The 19,483-nt window shown below is 69.9% G+C and carries 14 protein-coding genes; 8 read left to right on the forward strand and 6 right to left on the reverse strand.

Features of this window, described 5'->3' with window-relative positions; translation table 11 throughout:
• The first annotated feature begins 37 nt into the window (after positions 1–37).
• Positions 38–1,513: a sugar porter family MFS transporter gene (locus AMS67_RS03145; RefSeq protein WP_053386064.1), complete on the forward strand. Its 1,476-nt coding sequence runs from the start codon at positions 38–40 to the stop codon at positions 1,511–1,513.
• A gap of 84 nt (positions 1,514–1,597) precedes the next feature.
• Positions 1,598–2,635 carry a Gfo/Idh/MocA family protein gene (locus AMS67_RS03150; RefSeq protein WP_053386156.1) on the forward strand — a complete coding sequence of 346 codons (1,038 nt, stop codon included), beginning with the start codon at positions 1,598–1,600 and terminating at the stop codon, positions 2,633–2,635.
• On the opposite strand, the gene AMS67_RS03155 is transcribed toward AMS67_RS03150, so the two are convergent.
• Positions 2,595–3,515: a LysR family transcriptional regulator gene (locus tag AMS67_RS03155; protein WP_053386065.1), complete on the reverse strand. Its 921-nt coding sequence runs from the start codon at positions 3,513–3,515 to the stop codon at positions 2,595–2,597. The genes AMS67_RS03150 and AMS67_RS03155 overlap by 41 nt on opposite strands.
• A 193-nt stretch (positions 3,516–3,708) precedes the next feature.
• On the opposite strand from AMS67_RS03155, the gene AMS67_RS03160 reads away from it, so the two are divergent.
• Positions 3,709–7,278 (forward strand): proline dehydrogenase family protein, encoded by a 3,570-nt coding sequence (locus tag AMS67_RS03160; protein ID WP_053386157.1) that lies wholly within the window; start codon positions 3,709–3,711, stop codon positions 7,276–7,278.
• Positions 7,279–7,474: 196 nt separating this feature from the next.
• Here the strand turns inward: AMS67_RS03160 and AMS67_RS03165 are convergent, their stop codons facing one another.
• Positions 7,475–8,482 carry a sugar phosphate isomerase/epimerase family protein gene (locus AMS67_RS03165; protein WP_053386066.1) on the reverse strand — a complete coding sequence of 336 codons (1,008 nt, stop codon included), beginning with the start codon at positions 8,480–8,482 and terminating at the stop codon, positions 7,475–7,477.
• Between the two features lie 43 nt (positions 8,483–8,525).
• Positions 8,526–9,716 (reverse strand): Gfo/Idh/MocA family protein, encoded by a 1,191-nt coding sequence (locus tag AMS67_RS03170; RefSeq protein WP_053386067.1) that lies wholly within the window; start codon positions 9,714–9,716, stop codon positions 8,526–8,528.
• Positions 9,717–9,894: 178 nt separating this feature from the next.
• Between AMS67_RS03170 and AMS67_RS03175 the strand changes: the two genes are divergently transcribed.
• From AMS67_RS03175 to AMS67_RS03190, 4 genes are all read left to right on the forward strand, one after another.
• Positions 9,895–10,944, forward strand: coding sequence for a LacI family DNA-binding transcriptional regulator (locus AMS67_RS03175; protein ID WP_053386068.1), 1,050 nt, complete (start codon positions 9,895–9,897; stop codon positions 10,942–10,944).
• A 224-nt stretch (positions 10,945–11,168) separates the two neighbouring features.
• Complete coding sequence (gene iolG / locus AMS67_RS03180) at positions 11,169–12,182, forward strand: inositol 2-dehydrogenase (RefSeq protein ID WP_053386069.1); 1,014 nt, start codon at positions 11,169–11,171, stop codon at positions 12,180–12,182.
• A 29-nt stretch (positions 12,183–12,211) separates the two neighbouring features.
• Positions 12,212–13,000: a TIM barrel protein gene (locus AMS67_RS03185; protein WP_053386070.1), complete on the forward strand. Its 789-nt coding sequence runs from the start codon at positions 12,212–12,214 to the stop codon at positions 12,998–13,000.
• A 90-nt stretch (positions 13,001–13,090) separates the two neighbouring features.
• Entirely contained in the window at positions 13,091–14,155 is a 1,065-nt protein-coding gene (locus AMS67_RS03190; protein WP_075201204.1) for a LacI family DNA-binding transcriptional regulator, read from the forward strand.
• A gap of 9 nt (positions 14,156–14,164) precedes the next feature.
• Here AMS67_RS03190 and AMS67_RS03195 read toward each other — a convergent pair whose 3' ends face one another.
• The 3 genes from AMS67_RS03195 to AMS67_RS03205 all read right to left on the reverse strand — a co-directional run bounded on the left by AMS67_RS03195 (position 14,165) and on the right by AMS67_RS03205 (position 17,469).
• Positions 14,165–15,211, reverse strand: a complete 1,047-nt coding sequence (locus AMS67_RS03195; protein ID WP_053386072.1) for a Gfo/Idh/MocA family oxidoreductase — start codon at positions 15,209–15,211, stop codon at positions 14,165–14,167.
• Between the two features lie 61 nt (positions 15,212–15,272).
• Positions 15,273–16,241 carry a sugar phosphate isomerase/epimerase family protein gene (locus AMS67_RS03200; protein WP_082305250.1) on the reverse strand — a complete coding sequence of 323 codons (969 nt, stop codon included), beginning with the start codon at positions 16,239–16,241 and terminating at the stop codon, positions 15,273–15,275.
• A 154-nt stretch (positions 16,242–16,395) separates the two neighbouring features.
• The gene (locus tag AMS67_RS03205; protein ID WP_156316513.1) at positions 16,396–17,469 is read right to left on the reverse strand and encodes a LacI family DNA-binding transcriptional regulator; all 1,074 of its coding nucleotides are present in this window, start codon (positions 17,467–17,469) and stop codon (positions 16,396–16,398) included.
• 330 nt (positions 17,470–17,799) lie between these two features.
• On the opposite strand from AMS67_RS03205, the gene AMS67_RS03210 reads away from it, so the two are divergent.
• Positions 17,800–19,344, forward strand: coding sequence for an aldehyde dehydrogenase family protein (locus AMS67_RS03210; protein WP_082305251.1), 1,545 nt, complete (start codon positions 17,800–17,802; stop codon positions 19,342–19,344).
• Positions 19,345–19,483: the final 139 nt, after the last annotated feature.

Raw genomic sequence — 19,483 nt, forward strand, 5'->3', positions numbered from 1 at the left:
ACCCGGCGCGCCGCACGCAGGACGAAGGAGTCACAGAATGTCAGTCGGAACCGCAGGCACGAGTCGAACACCGTTGCCGCCGTTGGGCACCGGAGCGCACCGAAGCCGTCTCGGCCTCGTCGCGCTGGTCGCGACCTTCGGCGGACTGCTGTTCGGCTACGACACGGGCGTCGTCAACGGCGCGCTCAGCCCGATGTCGCAGGAGCTCGGCCTCACCCCGTTCCTCGAGGGCTGGTTCACCAGCTCGCTCGTCTTCGCCGCCGCGATCGGCGCCATGGTTTGCGGCCGCCTCTCTGACGGATGGGGTCGACGCAAGACCATCATTCTGCTCGCCGTGCTCTTCTTCGTGGGCACCGCGTTCGTCGTCTTCGCGCCCGGCGGCGAGACGCTCGGCACCCACACCACCTTCGGCTTCTCGACGCTCATCGTCGGTCGCGTGCTGCTCGGCCTCGCGGTCGGTGGCGCCTCGACCGTCGTCCCCGTGTTCCTCGCCGAACTCGCTCCCTACGAGATCCGCGGTTCGATCGCCGGTCGCAACGAGCTCATGATCGTCGTCGGCCAGCTCGCCGCATTCGTCGTGAACGCCATCATCGGCAACGTGTGGGGCCACATCGACAACATCTGGCGCGTCATGTTCGCCGTCTGCGCGCTCCCCGCGATCGCGCTGTTCTTCGGCATGCTGCGCATGCCCGAGTCACCCCGCTGGCTCGTGAACCGAGGCGACTACGCAGGCGCCGAGCGCGTGCTCGCGACCGTCCGCACTCCCGAACGCGCCGCAGCAGAGACTGCGGACCTGCGCGCGCTCGTCGAGGAGGAGCGTGGCGAGGAGCACCTCGGCTGGCGCGCGATCCTCTCGAACCGCAACCTGCTCAAGATCGTCTTCATCGGCATCGGCTTGGGCATCGCCCAGCAGCTGACCGGTATCAACTCGATCATGTACTTCGGCAGCCAGGTGCTCGAGCAGTCGGGCTTCTCGCAGAACGCCGCCCTCATCGCCAACGTTGCGCCCGGGGTCATCGCCGTGATCGGCGCGATCATCGCACTGCAGATGATGGACCGCTTCGATCGCCGCAAGACCTTCATCACCGGCTTCACGCTGACCACTATCAGCCACCTGTTGATCGGCGTCGCATCGTTCGCTCTGCCCGAGGGCAGCGCGGCCCGTCCGTGGATCATCCTGGCGCTCGTCGTGATCTTCGTCGGCTCGATGCAGACCTTCCTCAACGTGGCCGTCTGGGTCTACCTGTCGGAAATCTTCCCGCTGCACATGCGCGGCATCGGCATGGGCATCTCGGTCTTCGCGCTGTGGATCATGAACGGCATCGTCGCGCTGTTCTTCCTGCCGCTCGTCGACGGAGTCGGTATTTCGAGCACCTTCTTCGTGTTCGCAGCGGTGGGTGCACTCGCGCTCTTCTTCGTGTGGAAGTGGGTGCCCGAGACCCGCGGCCGCACGCTCGAGGCGCTCGAGGAGGAAGTCACCACGGGCATGATCTACGTGCCGCGAGGCAAGTAAGGATCACAGCGGGTGGCGCATCAGCGCCGCCCGCTGTTTTCGTTGGTGCGGGTGCACACCCGCGTGCGATCGAAAGGACCACCCATGCGCATCGGACTCGTCGGATTCGGGGTCGGCGGACGACTCTTCCATCTGCCCTACATTCAGGCTGCGAGTGAGTGGGAGCTCGTGGGCGTCGTCGCCCGTGCGGAGTCGACGCGTGCGTCGCTCGCGGAGGCCGCCCCCGGGGTCGAAGCGTTCGCTTCGCTCGATGAGCTTATCGATGCGGGTGTTGACGCCGTCGTCATCACGACGCCCCCGGCGACCCGCCGTGAGCTGGTGCTCCGTGCGCTCGAGCGCGGCGTGCACGTGGTCGCCGACAAGCCGTTCGCGCCCGACGCGGAGACGGCCCGCGAGCTCATCGCTGCGGCCGACGCCGCCGGGCGCGTGCTCACGGTCTTCCACAACCGACGCTGGGACACCGACCTCGTGACGCTGCGCTCTGTGCTCGACTCGGGTGCGCTGGGACCGGTGTGGCGCGCGGACTTCGCGCTCGAGCAAGACGACCGCACCGTGCTCGATCAGGGCCCCGACGAGGGCCTGCTGCGCGACCTCGGTGCACACGTGGTCGACCAACTCATCCAGCTCTTCGGCCCGGTCGCGCGCGTCGACGCGCACCTCGACTGGGTCGGTATGGGCGACGAGCGGGTCGACGTCGGGTTCTTTCTCGGGCTGCACCACGCCTCGGGGGTCTTCAGCTCGGTGTCGTCGACCAAGGGCGCGCGCCGTCAGGATCGCCGCATGATCGTGACCGGCCTCGAGGGCAACTACGAGTCGCACATGAGCGACGTGCAGTACGAGCAGTTGCTCGCCGGGCTGCGACCGGCAACCGACGCCGACACTTGGGGCGTCGAAGCCGAGGAGCGCTGGGGCGTGCTGACGGTCGGTGCGGAGCCGATCCGCGTTCCCTCACTGCGCGGCGACTACAGCGACTTCTACCGCGACCTGCATCGCGCGATCGCCTCGGGCACCGCGCCCGCGGTCACCCTCGACGAAGCGCTGCACACGGTGTCGGTGCTCGATGCGGCGCGCGAAAGTGCGACTACGGGTGAGCGAGTGACCGTCGCTCCGCTTCCTCACTGAGGATCGCCCGAAACGCATCCAGCGCTGGGCTGTCAGCGCTGGAGTGCCGCGACGCGGTGAACACCGTGCGTTCGGGATCGCCGGGCAGGTCGATGAGCCGGATGTCGCTCGCACGCCCGACGTGCACCATGCCGGGCAGCAGCGCCACGGCGAGACCCGACTCGACGAGGCGGAGGTGCGCCTGCAGGTCGGCGGTTTCGAAGCGCACGTCTGGCTCGAATCCCGCGACGCGGCAGGCCTGCTCGGCCCAGTGACGCGACGCGGCCCCCACGGGTTCCATGACCCAGGGGAGTGACGCGGCGTCGCTCAGCTGGAAGACGGCGTCGAACTCGGGGTCGACGCCGGCGTGCGCCGGGAGTGCGAGCTGGATCGCGTCACGCGTGAGCGGCTGGCGATCGAGGCCAGCGAAGTGCTCGGTCGCGTGGCCTGGATACTGCTCGGCGACGACCAGGTCGAACCCCCGCGCCCACGTTTCGTAGAGTGCTGCCGCCGGTTCATGCTGCACCACTTCGACGCGCACGGCGGGGTGCTCGGCGCGCATGCGACGCAGCGCTTGGGGCATGATCGCGAGCAGTGCGGTCTGAAACGCGGCGACCCGCAGCGTGCCGATCACCTCGGTACCGAAGCGGCGCACCGCGTCGTCGGCCCGTTCGAGGTCGGCTAGCAGCTGTTCGGTGTGGGCAACCAGTGATCGAGCTGCTGCGGTGAGGCGGAGTGTGCGGCCCGAGCGGGTGAGCAGCGGCATGCCGACCTCACGCTCCAGGATGCTGAGCTGCTGCGACACCGCTGACGGGCTGTAGCTGAGCGCTTCGGCGACGGCGATGACGGTGCCGCGGCGGCTGAGTTCCCACAGCAGCCGCAGACGCTTGACCTCGAGCATGGGCTGATGATCCTCTCGCGAAATGCAGTGTCTGGGAGCGCGCCGGCACCGAAGCCGGCGGACGCACAATTGTGAAGCTCAGCTTCATAGTATTGCTCCTTTATTCGAACTTTTATTCATCGCCCAGCTGCGTCACGATGGCAAATATCACCACTTCGCGCGCCACGTGGCGCGCCCGTTCGAAAGGCTGCTCGTGAGCACCACCGCAGCAGGCGCCGCCGCCCGCCCCCAAGATTTCGCCGAAGCCGCCGTGGAGCTCGTGCAGCGCTGGCTTCGCGAAGCGGCCGAGATTCCCGCCGACGCCTCGGCGGCGCGCCTCGCGGGCGTGTTGAAAGACCCGAACGGCCTCGACTTCACCGTCGGGTTCGTCGACGGTGTGGTGCGCCCCGAAGACCTCGGCGCCGCAGCCAAGAAGCTCAAGACTCTGACCACGCTCACCCCGAAGTTCCTCCCCGCGCCCATGCGGGGCGCGATCGGCCTCGGCGGCGCGCTCGCCGCGCCGTTCAAGGGCGCCGTCGTTCCCATCGCTCGTCGCGTGCTGCGCGAGATGGTCAGCCACCTCATCATCGATGCGACCGACAGCAAGCTCGGGCCGGCAATCGCGAAGATCAAGCGCGACGACGTGCGCTTGAACCTCAATCTGCTGGGTGAGGCGATCCTGGGCGAGCATGAAGCCGAGCGCCGACTCGCCGGCACCCACCGACTGCTGGCCCGCGATGATGTCGACTACGTCTCCATCAAGGTGTCGGCGACCGTCGCCCCGCACAATCACTGGGCGTTCGACGAAGCCGTGCAGCACATCGAGCACCAGCTGAAGCCGCTCTTCGAGCGCGCGAACGCGTCGAGCCCGAAGAAGTTCATCAACCTCGACATGGAGGAGTACAAGGATCTCGACCTGACCCTCGCCGTGTTCATGCGGATGCTGGATCGCCCCGAGTTCCGCGATCTCGAGGCCGGCATCGTGCTGCAGGCCTACCTGCCCGATGCGCTCGGGGCGATGATGCGCCTGCAGACGTGGGCCGCCGAGCGGGTCGCCACCGGCGGCGCCCCTATCAAGGTGCGCGTGGTGAAGGGCGCGAACCTGCCGATGGAGCAGGTTGATGCGACCATGCACGGCTGGTCGCTCGCGACCTGGGGTTCGAAGCAGCAGACCGACACGAGCTACAAGGCCGTCATCGACTACGCCCTCACCGCGGATCGCGTCAAGAACGTGCGCCTTGGCGTCGCTGGGCACAACCTCTTCGACATCGCGCTCGCGTGGCTGCTCGCGAAGGCCCGCAGTGCTGAAGCCGGCATTGAATTCGAAATGCTGCTGGGGATGGCGACCGGCCAGGCCGAAGCTGTGAAGCGCGAGGTCGGGTCGCTGCTGCTCTACACCCCGGTGGTGCACCCGCAGGAGTTCGACGTCGCCATCGCCTACCTGATTCGCCGACTCGAGGAGGGCGCGAGCCAGGAGAACTTCATGTCGGCCGTGTTCGAACTCAACGATGCCCCCGAGCTCTTCGAGCGTGAGAAGCAGCGCTTCCTCGCCTCGCTCGCCGACCTTGCAGCGATCACGGCCGATGGGGCGCCCGAGCATTTCGCAGTGCCCGCCGCGAACCGGCAGCAGGATCGCCGCACCTACGACACTGACGGCGTCGAGGGGCGGGTGGAGGCTCGGGTGGCCGCCGGGCGCACCGGCCAGTTCCACAACGTGGCCGACACCGACCCCGACCTCCCGGGCAACCGTGTGTGGGGTCGGCAGATTGCGAGCCGCATGGCGGCCTCGCAGCTTGGCGTTGACCTGGTTGTTCAGGCGCGCGTTGCCGACACCGCTGTGCTCGACGAGATCGTCGCGCGTGGCGTGCAAGCGGCAGACGGCTGGCAGGCGCTGGGCGCAGACGAGCGCGCCCGCATTCTCTACCGCGCCGGCGAGCTCCTCGAAGCCAAGCGTGCGGAGCTGCTCGAGGTCATGGGGTCGGAGTGCGGCAAGACGCTTGACCAGGGCGATCCCGAGGTCAGCGAGGCCATCGACTTCGCGAACTACTACGCCATGCTCGGCCAGCTGCTTGACCAGGTCGACGGCGCGAAGTTCCAGCAGAAGAAGTTGATCGCGGTCATTCCGCCTTGGAACTTCCCCGTCGCGATCCCCGCTGGCGGCGTGCTCTCGGCGCTCGCCGCAGGCTCCTCGGTGATCATCAAGCCGGCGTCGAACTCCGCGCGCTCGGGCGCCGTCTTGGTCGATGCGCTCTGGGAGGCCGGCGTGCCGCGCGATGTGCTGCAGCTCGTGCAGTTCGGCGACCGCACCCTGGGTTCGGCGCTCGTCGCAGATCCACGCGTCGATCGACTCATCCTGACCGGCGCGTACGAAACCGCGGTGAGCTTCCGCGAATTGCGCCGTGACCTGCCCATCCTCGCCGAGACCAGCGGTAAAAACGCCATCATCGTCACCCCGAACGCCGACCTCGACCTCGCAGCGAAAGACGTCGCGCTGTCTGCCTTCGGGCACGCGGGCCAGAAATGCTCCGCTGCGTCGCTCGTGGTCCTCGTGGGCTCGGTTGCGACCTCGAAGCGTTTCCGTGGCCAGCTGCTCGATGCCGTGCGATCGCTCGCCGTCGGCACCCCCGATGACCTTGACACGCAAATGGGCCCCATCATCACGGCACCCGACGGCAAGCTGCTGCGGGGGCTCACCACGCTCGGTGCAGGCGAGCACTGGCTGATCGAACCGGCGCCCGTCGAGAGCGACCACCCGCTCGCGCGCGATCGACACGGTGCGACGAAGCTGTGGACGCCCGGCGTGCGCGCGGGAGTGCGACGGGGTTCGGAGTACCACCTCACCGAGTACTTCGGGCCGATTCTCGGCATCATGACCGCCGAGACGCTCGACGACGCGATCGACCTGGTCAACGACATCGACTATGGACTCACCTCGGGGCTGCACTCGCTCGACCGCGACGACCTCGATCTGTGGCTGCGCCGCGTGCAGGCCGGAAACCTCTACGTGAACCGCGGCATCACCGGCGCGATTGTGCGTCGGCAGAGCTTCGGCGGCTGGAAGAAGTCGGCCATCGGCGCCGGCACCAAGGCGGGCGGCCCCAACTACCTGCACGGGCTCGGCGACTGGATCGACGCACCCGTCACCGCTCCGCTTCGCGCTCCACGCCCACAAGCTGCGCGACTGCTCACCGCCGCCGAGCGCGCGGGCGTCACAGGCACCGAACTCGCATGGTTGCGCGCGGCGCTCGGCTCAGACGCGCAGGCATGGGACGACGAGTTCGGCGTCGCCCGAGACGCATCGCAGCTCGGCATCGAGGTCAACGCGCTGCGCTACCTTCCCGTGTCGACCGTGGTGCGCTGGGCCGCGGACGCCGCACCCCACGAAGCGGTGCGCGTCATCGCTGCCGCGCTCGCCGCAGGGGCCACGCCGCAGGTCAGCACGCCGGTCGCGCTGCCCGCGCCGATCGCTGAAGCGCTCGCTGCAGCACGGGTGCAGGTCGCGTATGAAGACGCCGAGGCCTGGGCTGCGCGCTTGCGCCGACTCGCCGCGCAGCAGGGGCCCACCGCCGGAGCGCGCGTGCGCATCGTCGCGGGCGACTCCCGCGCGGCAGAGGCGGCCGCCGTCACCGCCGCCACCGGGGGTGTGCCCGACATCGCGGTCTACGGCGGGGTCGTGGTGTCGGCAGGCCGCGTCGAGATGCTGCCGCACCTGCACGAGCAGGCCGTGTCGATCACCGCGCATCGCTTCGGCACGCCGAATGCGCTGTCGGAGGGGCTGCTGTAGGTCGCAAACGGCCGCATCGCCCGCGTCGCCGCCCCGTCGCTCCGTCCGCGACGGCGTCGCCCGCGCCCCTCCCGGCCCGCCCGCCCGCGATCTGCGAGCGGGGTCGCTTTCGGAGGGTGTCGGCCATGCCGCACTGTCCGAAAGCGACCCCGCTGCCAGAGGGCGGGGCGGAGCCGCGCGCGACGGCCGGGCCCCGCTACAGCGAAGCCTGCAGCGCCGCGTCGGCGTCGCGCAGCACCTTCGAGGCGACTTCGAGGCCCTCGATGCGGCCGAGCGACACGTCTTCGTGCTCGATGTTGACCCACATCTCGGGGTCGACCTCGTGGATCGCGCGCAGGAACTCGGTCCAGAATGCGGTGTCGTGGCCCTTGCCGAGTGCGACGAAGTCCCATGCGGACTGCTTCGGCCACTCATTCGCCCACTCGTCGCCCCCGAGGTTGGTGCGCGGCTCGTCGGCGCCGAGACGGCGGAACGAGTTGTCGAGCACGCCGTTGATCGCGGCCCATTCGGGATTGACGCGCACGTCCTTCGCGGCGGCGTGGAACACGAGCTCGCCGAGGTGACGGACGACCGCAACGGGGTCCATCTGCTGCCAGAAGAGGTGCGACGCGTCGAGCTCGACGCCGACGTGGGTCGCGCCGGTCAGCTCGATGAGCTTGTGCACATCGGCCGAGTTGAATACGAGGTTCTGCGGGTGCAGCTCGAGCGCGACCTTGACGCCGTGCTCAGCGGCGAAGCGGTCGGTCTCGCGCCAGAACTTCGCAGCCACGTCCCACTGGTAGTCGAGCACGTCGAGCGCGGCCGAATTCCAGGCGTTAACGACCCAGTTCACCACGGTTGCGCCGGGCTCGCCCCCGGGCAGCCCCGACATGGTGACGACGCGATCCTGACCGAGGCGTTCGGCGAGCTGGATCGACCGCCGCACGTCAGCCGCGTGCGCACCGCCGATGGCGGCCTTCGGGTGCAGCGGGTTGCCGTTGCAGTTGAGGCCGGCGATGGAGACCCCGGTGCCGGCGAAGATGCCGAGGAAGTCATCGCGTGCGGCATCGGATTCGAGGATCTGATCGATGGTCGGAATGTGCAGTGACGGTAGGAAGCCGCCCGAGTTGAGTTCGATGCCGGTGAGCCCGAGGTCGCGCACGACCTCGATGGCCTCGGGCAGTCTGCGGTCGTGGAGGATTGCGTTGTAGACGCCGAGTTTCATGGGAGTGCTCGTTTCTGGGGTGTCAGGTTCGGGGTATGGAGGATCAGCGGACCGCGACCGCTGCGCCGCCGTGGGCTGCCGACTCTGCGACGGCCGCGAGGAACTCCATGTTGTGCACGCCGTCGTCGAAGCTCTTGCAGCGCGGCAGCGACTCGGCGGCGGGGATGCCGGCGACCTCTTCGAGGAACGCGCGCGCCTGGTGCACGAACAGGTCGTTCTGGCCGATGCCGACGCCGGGGGCGTCCATCGCCCAGCCGCCCGCGTAGTGCGGGTGCGCCGGGCCGAGCGGAATGGTGCGGTAACCGGCGACATCGGCCTGCTCGTCGTGCAGCATGACCTCGACCTGCGCCGGGTTGGTCTGCGACCAGCGGGCGGCGCCGCGCGACCCGAAGACCTCGAGGTAGAGGTCGTTCGGGTGCCCGGCGGCGACGCGCGATACTTCGATCGTGCCGACGCAGTGCGCGAACTCGGCGTTGAACGTGGCGTAGTCGTCGTTCGTGACCGGGGCGGTCTCGTCGCTGACGTTGCCGCGGCTGTGGCCGACGACCTGGCCGAGCGGCTTCGGGCGCTCGGTGATCGCCGTATGGAAGCGGCCGCCCGAAACCTCGCGAACGGGTCCGCAGAGGAACTCGGCGATGTAGCTGAGGTGGCTGCCGACGTCTCCGAGGGCGCCCGAACCGGCCGGGCCCTGGTAGCGCCAGCTGATGGGGGCATCGGGGCGGCAGCCGTAGTCGGTCCAGTAGCGGCCCGAGAAGTGCTGCACGTCACCGAGACGGCCGTCATCGATGAGCTTGCGCAAGAAGGCGATGCCCGGGGAACGGAGGTAGCTGAAGCCGATGCGCGCGACGGTGCCGTTCGCGTCAGCGGCGCGCGCGGCGTCGGCCATGGCGCGTGCGTCTTCGATGGTGTCGCTGAGCGGCTTCTCGCAGAGCACGTGCTTGCCGGCAGCGAGCAGACCCTCGACGATTTCGCGGTGCAGCGAATTGGCGACGACCACGCTGACGACGTCGATGTCGTCGGCCGCGGCGATCTCGCGCCAATCAGAGACGTGGCGCTCGAACCCGAAGCGCTTCGCGGTCTCTTGCCCGAGGGGTGCGAAGACGTCGCCGATGGCGACGAGGCGAATCTCGGGGAGCACGGGGGCGTAGAGGGTGGAGGCTGCGCGGTAGGCAGCGGCGTGGGCCTTGCCGGCCATGCCGGCTCCGATGACGGCGACGCCGATGGATGCGTTCACGGGGTTCCTTTCGAGGGGCTTCATTGCTGCGAGAACGTGGGCGCTGTTAGTGTTGGAGCGCTCCAATCGAGATTACGGTAACTCTGGTTCCATGTCCTGTCAATACGGCGCGCGCGGCGCGCACTGGGGCTCACGTAATCTGAAGCTCGCGCCCAGACCCTCGACCGAAAGGCACCCCATGCGACGACCGACGATCTACGACGTCGCCGAGCGCGCCGGCGTCTCGAAGTCGCTCGTCTCACTCGTGCTGCGCGATTCGCCGAAGGTCAGTGACGAGAAGCGGGCCGCCGTGCTCGCGGCTGTGGCCGAGCTCGACTACACGCCGAGCCGGTTGGCGGCCGGGCTTGCGGGCACGCGCACGCGCAGCATCGGCGTGATCATCGACGACTTCGCGAACCTGTGGTTCGTCGAGGCCCTCGCGGGTCTCCGCGCAGCCCTCGAAACGGGCGGGTATGCGCTCAGCGTGGCCGATGCCCGGCTGAACGCCCATCTGGGCGTCGATCCGATCGATGCCTTTCGTGCGCTGCGCGTCGACGGCATCGTGCTCGCCGGAGAAGCGAGCGCCGAGGCGGTGGCGCGCGCCGGCGTGCCCGCGGTGGTGCTCGGCACGCGTGCGCTCGTGGCGCCCGACCTCCCGGTGATCGCGAGCGATGAGGTCGAGGGAGGGCGACTGGCCACCCAGCACCTGCTCGAACTCGGGCATCGGCGCATCGCCTGCGTCTCTGGCCCGGGCGCGAGCGCTGCGGCGCGCGAGCGGGGATATCGCGAGGCGATGGCCGGCGCCAGCGCCACACCACAAGTGGTTACGGCCTCCGCGACCGATGAGGGTGCCGCGCGCGCGGTGTCGGGTGCGCTCTTTGGTCGCGCAGCTGGGCAGCCTGGATCAGGCACCGATGCCCCGACCGCGGTATTCGCCGTGAATGACCCGATGGCGGTTGGCGTGATCGGAGCTGCCCAAGAGGCAGGGCTCGTGGTGCCCGAAGATCTTTCGGTGATCGGCTACGACGACTCCCCGCTTGCCGCCTACGGCATCGTGGCGCTGTCGACGATCAGCGGGGACCCGCGCGAGCTCGGCGAGGCCGCGGGCGAGGTGCTGCTCGCAGAGCTCGGTGCTGGTGGTGCGGCACGGGGTGCGGGCACCGCTGGGGTCACTGGGGGCGCGGGATCGCGGATCTTCGCGCCCCAACTCGTCGTTCGCGGCACCACGGCGGCGATCCTGCGCCCCTGACCGGTCGCGGCTCGGCGGTGGGTGCCTGCGTGCTTGCTCGCTCGCGCGGGTGAGTAAAACTGATGCAGAAAACCCTCACTGCGTGTGACCAAGATTGCTCGCAGCAGCACGCATTGCTCACCCGGGGGCGCAGGAGCTACACTCGCTTTGTCACATCAATTTAGCTCGTGCTAGTACGCGCGCGATACACCGCGCACAGCACCCCATCGCAAGGGACCCCCGCAATGACGCAGACCCCCGTCCGCTTCGGACTCATCGGCACCGGGCGCATCGGCCAGGTGCACGCCGCCAGCATCGCCGCGTCGCCAAACGCCACGCTCGCCTGGGTGGCCGACCCGTTCATCGACGGTGCACGCAGCGTCGCCGAGCGCTATGGCGCTACGGCGACCGAGTCGGCCGAGGCACTCATCGCCTCGGGCGAGATCGACGCGGTGCTCATCGCCTCGCCGACGCCCACGCACGTCGACCTCATCGAAGCCTCGGTGCGTGCCGGCCTGCCCGTGCTCTGCGAGAAGCCGATCGACCTCGACATCGCGCGCGTCGACGCTCTCAGCCCGCTTGTCGCCGAAGCCGGCGTGCCGGTCGCGCTCGGCTTCAATCGCCGCTTCGACCCGAACCACGGCGCTGCTCGTGCGCGGGTGCACGCCGGTGAGATCGGCAGCCTGGAGCAGCTGATCATCATCAGCCGCGATCCCGCAGCCCCGCCCGCAGACTACGTGGGTATCTCGGGTGGCATCTTCCGCGACATGACCATTCACGACTTCGACATGGCGCGCTTCTTCACCGGTGACGACGCGATCGTCTCGGTCTCGGCGACCGGCACGCGCACCTTCGACCCTGGCGCCCGCGAGCATGGCGACTTCGACACCGCCGTCGTCACCCTGCGCACGGCGAGCGGTGCCGTCGTCACGATCGTGAACTCGCGCCACAGCGCGGTCGGCTACGACCAGCGCATCGAGGCGTTCGGCGCGCGCGGCATGCTGCAGGTCGGTAACCCGCAGACGAACACGGTGGTGGTGTCGACGGCCGACGCGGTCGAGGCGCGCCCCGCCTACCCCGAGTTCTTCCTTGAGCGCTACGCCGAGGCGTACTCCGCCGAACTCGAGGAGTTCGTGCGGCTCGTGCGCGGCGAGGCTTCCACCAGCCCGACGTTCGCGGATGGGCGGGCCGCGCTGATCCTCGCAGATGCCGCGCAGCGCTCTGCCGAAACCGGCTTCGCGGTCGCGGTCGAGCTCTGAACGCCACGGTACGAGCGCAGGATCGCCTGATGACCTATCGCCTCGCCGCGTGCGCAGAGATGCTCTTCGTCGACCTTCCGTTCGTGGAGCGCGTGCAGCGCATTCACGAGCGCGGGCTGCTCGTCGAGATCTGGGATTGGAGCACGAAAGACCTCGCGGCGCTCGCCGCCACCGGAGCCGAGTTCTCGTCTATGACGGGGTACTTGCGGGGCGACCTCACCACCGCTGAGGGGCGTCGCGAGTTGCTCGCCACCGCGCGTGAATCGCTCGCGGCCGCCGAGATCATCGACTCGCCGCGCCTCAACCTGCACGGCACCGGGCTGGGCGAGGGGGGTCTGCCGGTCGTGCCGCACGAGCACGTGAGCGGCGCCGACTGGGTGCACGCGGCCGAGACGCTGCGTCAGGTCGCCGAACTCGGCCGGGCGGCCGGGCGCACCTTCGTGCTCGAGAACCTCAACCTCGCGGTCGACCACCCGGGCACCCCGTTCGCGAGGGCCGCCGACACGCTCGCGCTCGTGCGCGCGGTCGACCACCCGAATCTGCGACTGAACCTCGACCTCTACCACGCGCAGATCGGTGAGGGAAACCTCGTCGAGCTGGTGCGCGAGGCGCAGCCCTGGATCGGCGAGATCCAGGTCGCCGACGTACCGGGGCGCTGCGAGCCGGGCACGGGCGAGATTCGCTACGAGGCCGTGGCCCGAGCACTCCGCGACCTCGGATACGACGGGGTAATCGGCATGGAGGCCTGGGCGAGCGGCGACCCGAACGCGGCGCTCGACGCCTTCACCGCTGCGTTCGGTGCGGGCATCGCCGCCTAGGCGACCCGGCACCGCGAACACCCTCGCGCCGTTCGACACGACCCTCCTCGCCACCCGACCCCTAAGATGAACGGGACGCGAGGAGGGTCGATGACGGAGCAGACGGGAGCACCCGAGAGCGGCCCGACTACCCCCGCGCGCCCGCCGACGATCCGCGACGTCGCCCGCGTCGCGGGCGTCTCGAAGTCGCTCGTCTCGCTCGTGTTCACCGGCGGCGACAATGTGAGCGAGGAGCGTCGACTGCGCGTGCTGCACGCCGCCGCGCAGCTGGGCTACCGCCCCAACCTCGTTGCCCAGTCGCTCTCGTCGGGGCGCCGCGACATCGTCGCGATCCTCGTGTCGAACCTGCACAACCCGCTCTTCGCCGAAATCGTGGGTGCCGCGAAGGCGCGGCTGGCCGAAGCGGGGAAGCGCACGATGATCGTGAGCGCGCAGGTCGACGACGGCGCGGGCGGTACGGTGCTGGATCGCGACAACCTCGACGTACTCCGCGATCTGCGCCCGTCAGGCCTCATCACCGTCGGCACCATTCCCGAGTTCACCGAACTGGCCGGGCTCACCGCCGCGATGCCTACCGTGGTGGCCAGTGCGATCGACGCCACCGCCGACGTCGTCGCGACCGTGCGCACCGACGACGTGGCGGGGCTCGACCTCGTCGTCGACCACCTCGTCGCTCAGGGCGTCTCGCGCATCGCGTTCATCGGCGGCGACGGCGGCACGGTGTCTGCCTCGCGAGAATCCGCCTTCCGTGCCGCCGTGGAGCGTCGCGACTTCGGTGCGCGGGCCTGGGTCGAGCGTGCCGACTTCACCGAGGCGGGCGCGCGCCGAGCGGTGGAGCGACTGCTCGCCGCCGACCACCTGCCCGAGGCGATCATCGCCGTCAACGACCTCACCGCGATCGGCGTCATCACCGCACTCGAAGCGGCAGGCATCGCGGTGCCGAGCGGGTGCCGCGTCGCCGGCTACGACGACACGACACTCTCCGCGATCCCGCGCATCTCGCTCACCAGCGTCGACCCCGACAACCGTCGCATCGGGCGCGAAGCGGCAGAGGCGCTCCTCGACGCGCTGACGCCTGCGGTGCCGGGCGAGGCCTCGGCGGCCGCAGGCGAAGTGCTGATTCCGCCGACCCTCGTGGTGCGCGCCTCGGCGTAGGCGCTCGCTCTACGCTGTCGGCTGTAAACCGATGGCGACCGGACGGTTCTCCTCAACGGACTGCACGCACGCGAGTGCGATCTGCAGTGCCGCACGCGCATCCTCGCCGGTCGGCGCGCGGACGCCCGGCGCCGGGGCGATCCCGCGCACCGCGTTCGCGAACGCGACCAGCTCGTCGGTGTACGCCTGACGGAACAGCTCGATATTGAGGCGCGCCGTGGGTGCCTGCGCGCCAGTCGCCGAGAAGTGCCGCATCGCCGTTGCGTGCACGTCGCCGGCCGTGACCATGCCGGCCGATCCGAAGACCTCGCCGCGCACGTCGTACCCGTACGCTGCAGAGAAGTTGGCCTCTGCTGTCGCAATGGCGCCGTTGTCGTAGCGGATCGTGACGACGGCGGTGTCGAGCAGCCCATTCGCCTTGAACTCGGGCGCGACGAGCGCGTCGGCGACGGCGAACACCTCGATCGGGCGGGCGCCCGTGTTGAACCAGTTGAGCGTGTCGAAGTCGTGGATCAGGGTCTCGAGGAAGATCGTCCACGGCTTCACCGCGCCGGGGTTCGCGAGCCCGGGATCGCGAGTCAGCGATCGCAGCAGCTGCGGCGTCCCGATGCCGCCAGCCGAGACGACCTCGTGCGCCGCGGCGAAGTCGTGCGCGAATCGTCGATTGAACCCCACCTGCAACTGCACCCCGGCGCTGGCCGCAGCCGCGATCGCGCGATCGGCGTCGGCGAGCGTGAGCGCCATCGGCTTCTCGACGAACACCGCTTTGCCGGCTTCGGCCACGGCGACGACGAGGTCCGTGTGCGTGAACGCGGGCGACGAGATGACGACACCGTCGATCTCGGGGTCGGCGAGCAGCTCGTCGGCGCTCTGCAGAGCCCGGGGCGTGTGGTGGGCGGTGGCGAGTGGGGCCGCGACGCGTTCGGCGGCGCCGGGCTGCGGGTCGGCGACCGCGGCGAGCACGGCGCCCGGAATGCGCTGCGCGATGGTCTCGGCGTGGAACGCGCCGATCCAGCCAGAACCGATCAGGCCGAGGCGAACGGGGGTGTGGGTCATGGGGTCTCCTGGGGTGTTGCGGGGTGGGGTGTTGTTGGGCTGGCGGTCGACGCGGCTCCGATCAGGGCAGCGCGGGTGCGGCATCCGCCGCAGCGAACGCTGCGAGAGTCGCCTCGCGGGTATCTCGGAGCGCGCGCTCGAGGGGGAGCGTGCGGTGGTGGTCGGAGAGGATCTCGACACCCCACGGGCCGTCGAACCCGGTCGCCCGAATCGCGCGGATGAAGGCGGGCACGTCGAACGACCCCGCGCCCGGCAGCCGCCGCCGATGCACGGTATCGGCGAACAGGTCGCCGACGATCTCGGGAGCGGCATCGTTGAGTTCGACCGAGAAGATGTACTCGCCGGGAAGCTCGCGCTCGATGAGGCCGTAGTCGGTGCCCGGGCGGGCGACGTGCCAGATGTCGACACAGAGCCCGCCCGCGGGGTGGCCGACCTCGGTGACGAGCGCGATGCCGTCGCTGAGCGCGGGGGCATGGGTCGCGAACGGCAGAAACTCGTAGGCGACGCGAGTGCCGTGCTCGGCTGCGCGATCGGCCAGGGCCCCGAACGCCTGCACGAAGCGCGCGTGCTCGACGGGGCGACCCTGCGTTTCGGGCCCGACCTTGACTGTCTGCGCCCCGATTGCCTCGGCCGCGGTGAACAGCTCGCGCTGCACCCGCTCCGACGCCGCAGTGCGCTCCGGGTCGCCGGCCGCGTCGCACCACCAATCCTCGATGAGCTCGAGCTCGCGGTGCACGATGCCGTGATCGTCGAGCAGGCGGGTGAGATCGGCGAGGGTGCGGCGCTCGAGATACGCGACGAGATCTTCGTGCACGAGCCCAAAGCCCTGCCAGCCGCCGTCTGCCGCGGCCGCGACGCGCTGCTCGAGCGGAATCGGGCTGCGGCTGTGGCCCGCGTAGGGCAGTGCGGTGCCGGCGGTGGTCCAACAGGTGGCGAGCAGCGCCGGGGGCGTTGTGGCCGTGCCTGTGGGCGTGGGCGTGGGAGTGATGGTACTTATGGGGGTGCCGGCGTGCCGATCGGCGGTGGTCATGTGGCTCCTCGGGTGGGGCGTGGCGTGACTTCGTGCGCTGTGGCGACACGTTAGCACCAATTCGCTAGCACGTGCTAGTAGCGAATGCGCGCGGACTTCTCACCGAGCTGGATCGACCGCTCGGCGCGCGCCGAGCCGTGCGCTCGGATTGGCGTCAGGCGCGGGGCACCGCTGTGCTCGCGCGCTCGGTGAGGGTCGGTGTCACGTGGCGGGTGACCGTGCGCGCTGCCGGCTCAGCCAGGCGAGCATGCACCGTCTCGACCGCCAACTGCGCCATGCGGTCGGGGTCGGGGCGCACCGACGTGAGGTCGATATAGGGCAGTGCGGCTGCCGAGCTGTCGTCGAAGCCGACGATCGAGACGTCTTCAGGAACGCGCACTCCTGCGCGCACGAGCGTCTGCAGCGCACCGATGGCGGAGTGGTCATTCATGCAGACCAGCGCGGTGACGGATTCGGTCGAGTGCGATGGGGCGGATCCGGCACCCGCACGAATGCGCCCGTCGGCGAGCAACCCGAGCGCGGCGCGATGGCCGCCGAGCTCGGTGTAATCGCTTGCGACGACCTGCGCGGGGAGGCCGTGCGCGGCCATGGCGCCTCGGAAGCCGGCAAGTCGCGGGGCGGCGTTCGCACCGACTTCGGAGCCGACGTAGGCGATGCGAGTGTGGCCAAGCGCGATCAGGTGCTCGACGGCGAGAGCGATGCCGCGTTCGTTCTCGACATCGACGCGGTCGTGGGGCTCGGGTGAGGTCGGCCCGCCGAGCAGCAGCGTGGGGATTCCGGGTGGCAGCTCGGTGAGCACGTTCGTGCGCGAACTCGTGCTCCCGTCGATGCCGGCTCCCGAGTCGAGCACGATGAGCGCTTCGATGCGCTGACGCATGAGCCCTGCGAGCGCCGGCTCGAGGTCGCGGTGCTCGCCCATGGTGCCCAGCGCGAGGGTGTAGCCGAGTTGCGCGGCGTGGCGGTAGAGCGCGTCAACGAGATCGACCTCGAATGGCTGGCGCATCGTGAAGAGCACGCCGAGTTGCCCACTGCGTCGACGGCGCAGCATACGTGCGGAGTCGTCGGGGTGGTAGCCGATCTCACGGGCGGCGGCCAGGATGCGCTCGCGCGACGCCTCACTGGCGCCCGGCGCTCCGCGCAGCACGATCGAGACGAGCTGGCGCGACAGGCCGACGCGCTCGGCGACATCGCGCATGGTGGGGCGGGAAGCCGGCTCGGGGGTGCTCACGCTCTTATGGTGCCATGCGCGGGGGGCTGCCCGCCGCTGCGGTTTCGTGCCGGGCCGCTTTTGGGTCGGGCTGCTTTCGTGCCGGCCCAGTGTTGCGCAGTGCCGGATGTGCGGCGAGCTGGTTCTGTGGCGAGCCCCTCCGATCTTGCCGGGCCCCTCCTTTCTGCGCGTGCACGAGGGAGGGGCTCGGCGAGAAGGGAGGGGCTCGGCGAGGAGGGGCCGCGAGTGACCGCCGCCGCTCCGAAACACGCGCTTGACCTCCGCGAAACGTTGTGCGTACAATTTGGACCGGTCCAAATCAAAGATGAAGCGGCACGACGAGAGGCGATCATGGGCGATCAGACAGCAGCGGCGGGGAGCGCGCCGGCCGACGGAGCGCAGGCAGCACCGGCGGGCACCGCACACACCGAGCACCCCACCAGCGCGGCGCACGAGACGCACCCCACCCGCAGTTACGGGCTGCTGCTCGGCGGCGAGTGGCGTGAAGCGCGCGACGGCAAGCGCGCGGCGATCCGGAGCCCGTTCGACGGCAGCGTCGTGGGCGAGGTCGCCCTCGCCACGGCGCAAGATGCCGACGACGCGATCGAAGCTGCCGCACGTGGCGCAGCCCAGTGGCGCCGCACGCCGGCGCATGAGCGCGCGGCGATCCTGCTCCGTGCTGCGGCGCTCGCCGACGCCCGCACCGACGAACTCGCGACGACCATCTCGCTTGAAAACGGCAAGCCGTTCGCCGAAGCGAAGGGTGAGGCGGGCCGTTCGGGCGCGCTGATCCGTCTCGCGGCTCACGAGGGCACGCAACTGTACGGCGACAGTCTGCCGCTCGACGCGAACCCCGGCACGGGGCAAGACAAGGTCGGCTTCACGCTGCGCCAGCCCGTCGGCATCGTCGTTGCGATCACCCCGTTCAACTACCCCGCGTTGCTGGTGCTGCACAAGGTTGGCCCGGCCCTGGCCGCCGGCAACGCGGTCATTCTCAAGCCGGCGAGCGCCACCCCGCTCACGGCCCTCGCGCTCGCGAGCATCTTCGTCGAGGCGGGGGTGCCCGAGGGCGTGATCTCGGTGCTGACCGGCCCGGGTGGCCCGATCGGCGATGCGCTCGTGCGCGATCCGCGGGTGCGCAAGATCTCGTTCACGGGGTCGACCGGGGTGGGGGAGCGCATCGCGAGCCTCGCCGGTGTGAAGAAGCTCTCGCTCGAGCTGGGCGCTTCGTCGCCGACCGTCATCTTGCCCGGCGCCGACATCGAGAACGCGGCGGCAGCCGTCGCCGCAGGCGGATACGTGAACGCCGGCCAGGTGTGCATCTCGGTGCAGCGCGTGATCGTGCACTGCGATGTCGAGGCCGACTTCCTCGACGCGTTGCGCCCCAAGGTTGAGGCGATTCGTATGGGCGACCCGCTCGCAGAGGGCACGACACTCGGCCCCCTCGTCGAAGAACGCGAAGCCGAGCGGGTGGCGCAGAGCATCGCCCGCGCGGTCGAGGACGGGGCGACGCTGCTCACGGGCGGCGAGCGCGACGGCGCCTTCGTCTCGCCCGCGATCGTCACCGGTGTCGACACCCGCCAGGCGTTCGCGCAGGAAGAGCTCTTCGGCCCCGCGGTCGCCGTCACCACGGTCGACAGCTTCGACGCCGCCATCGACGCTGCGAACGGCACGCCGTACGGGCTCGCGGCCGGCGTCTTCGGCGGCACGCTCGGCGAGGGCGTGCGGGCGATGCGCGAGATCGACGCCGGCAGCGTGCACCTCGGCTGGACGCCGCTGTGGCGCGCCGACCTGATGCCCTACGGCGGGCTGAAGGCGAGCGGCTACGGCAAGGAGGGCGTGCGCTCGACCGTCGAGGAGATGACCGAGGTCAAGACCGTCATCATCCACGGGTAGCGGCGCGGGATCGGGGCCGCCGCACCGCATCACCCGCGACGGCCCGGTATCTGCCGAGCAGCCCCCGCCGAACCCCCAACCCGGCACCCGCACCACCACGCGCGACACCGCGCCGCTCATTCACTCACCGCATCACCGC

The sequence above is a fragment of the Leucobacter japonicus genome, from assembly GCF_001273855.1.
In the GTDB taxonomy this organism is placed as follows: domain Bacteria; phylum Actinomycetota; class Actinomycetes; order Actinomycetales; family Microbacteriaceae; genus Leucobacter; species Leucobacter japonicus.

Bases quoted from the DNA above. Each gene is read 5' to 3' on its own strand.
- AMS67_RS03185 (WP_053386070.1), top strand. From the start codon at position 12,212: ATGACCTATCGCCTCGCCGCGTGCGCAGAGATGCTCTTCGTCGACCTT.
- AMS67_RS03195 (WP_053386072.1), bottom strand. From the start codon at position 15,211: ATGACCCACACCCCCGTTCGCCTCGGCCTGATCGGTTCTGGCTGGATC.
- AMS67_RS03155 (WP_053386065.1), bottom strand. From the start codon at position 3,515: ATGCTCGAGGTCAAGCGTCTGCGGCTGCTGTGGGAACTCAGCCGCCGC.
- AMS67_RS03190 (WP_075201204.1), top strand. From the start codon at position 13,091: ATGACGGAGCAGACGGGAGCACCCGAGAGCGGCCCGACTACCCCCGCG.
- AMS67_RS03200 (WP_082305250.1), bottom strand. From the start codon at position 16,241: ATGACCACCGCCGATCGGCACGCCGGCACCCCCATAAGTACCATCACT.
- AMS67_RS03175 (WP_053386068.1), top strand. From the start codon at position 9,895: ATGCGACGACCGACGATCTACGACGTCGCCGAGCGCGCCGGCGTCTCG.
- iolG (WP_053386069.1), top strand. From the start codon at position 11,169: ATGACGCAGACCCCCGTCCGCTTCGGACTCATCGGCACCGGGCGCATC.
- AMS67_RS03145 (WP_053386064.1), top strand. From the start codon at position 38: ATGTCAGTCGGAACCGCAGGCACGAGTCGAACACCGTTGCCGCCGTTG.
- AMS67_RS03165 (WP_053386066.1), bottom strand. From the start codon at position 8,482: ATGAAACTCGGCGTCTACAACGCAATCCTCCACGACCGCAGACTGCCC.
- AMS67_RS03150 (WP_053386156.1), top strand. From the start codon at position 1,598: ATGCGCATCGGACTCGTCGGATTCGGGGTCGGCGGACGACTCTTCCAT.
- AMS67_RS03210 (WP_082305251.1), top strand. From the start codon at position 17,800: ATGGGCGATCAGACAGCAGCGGCGGGGAGCGCGCCGGCCGACGGAGCG.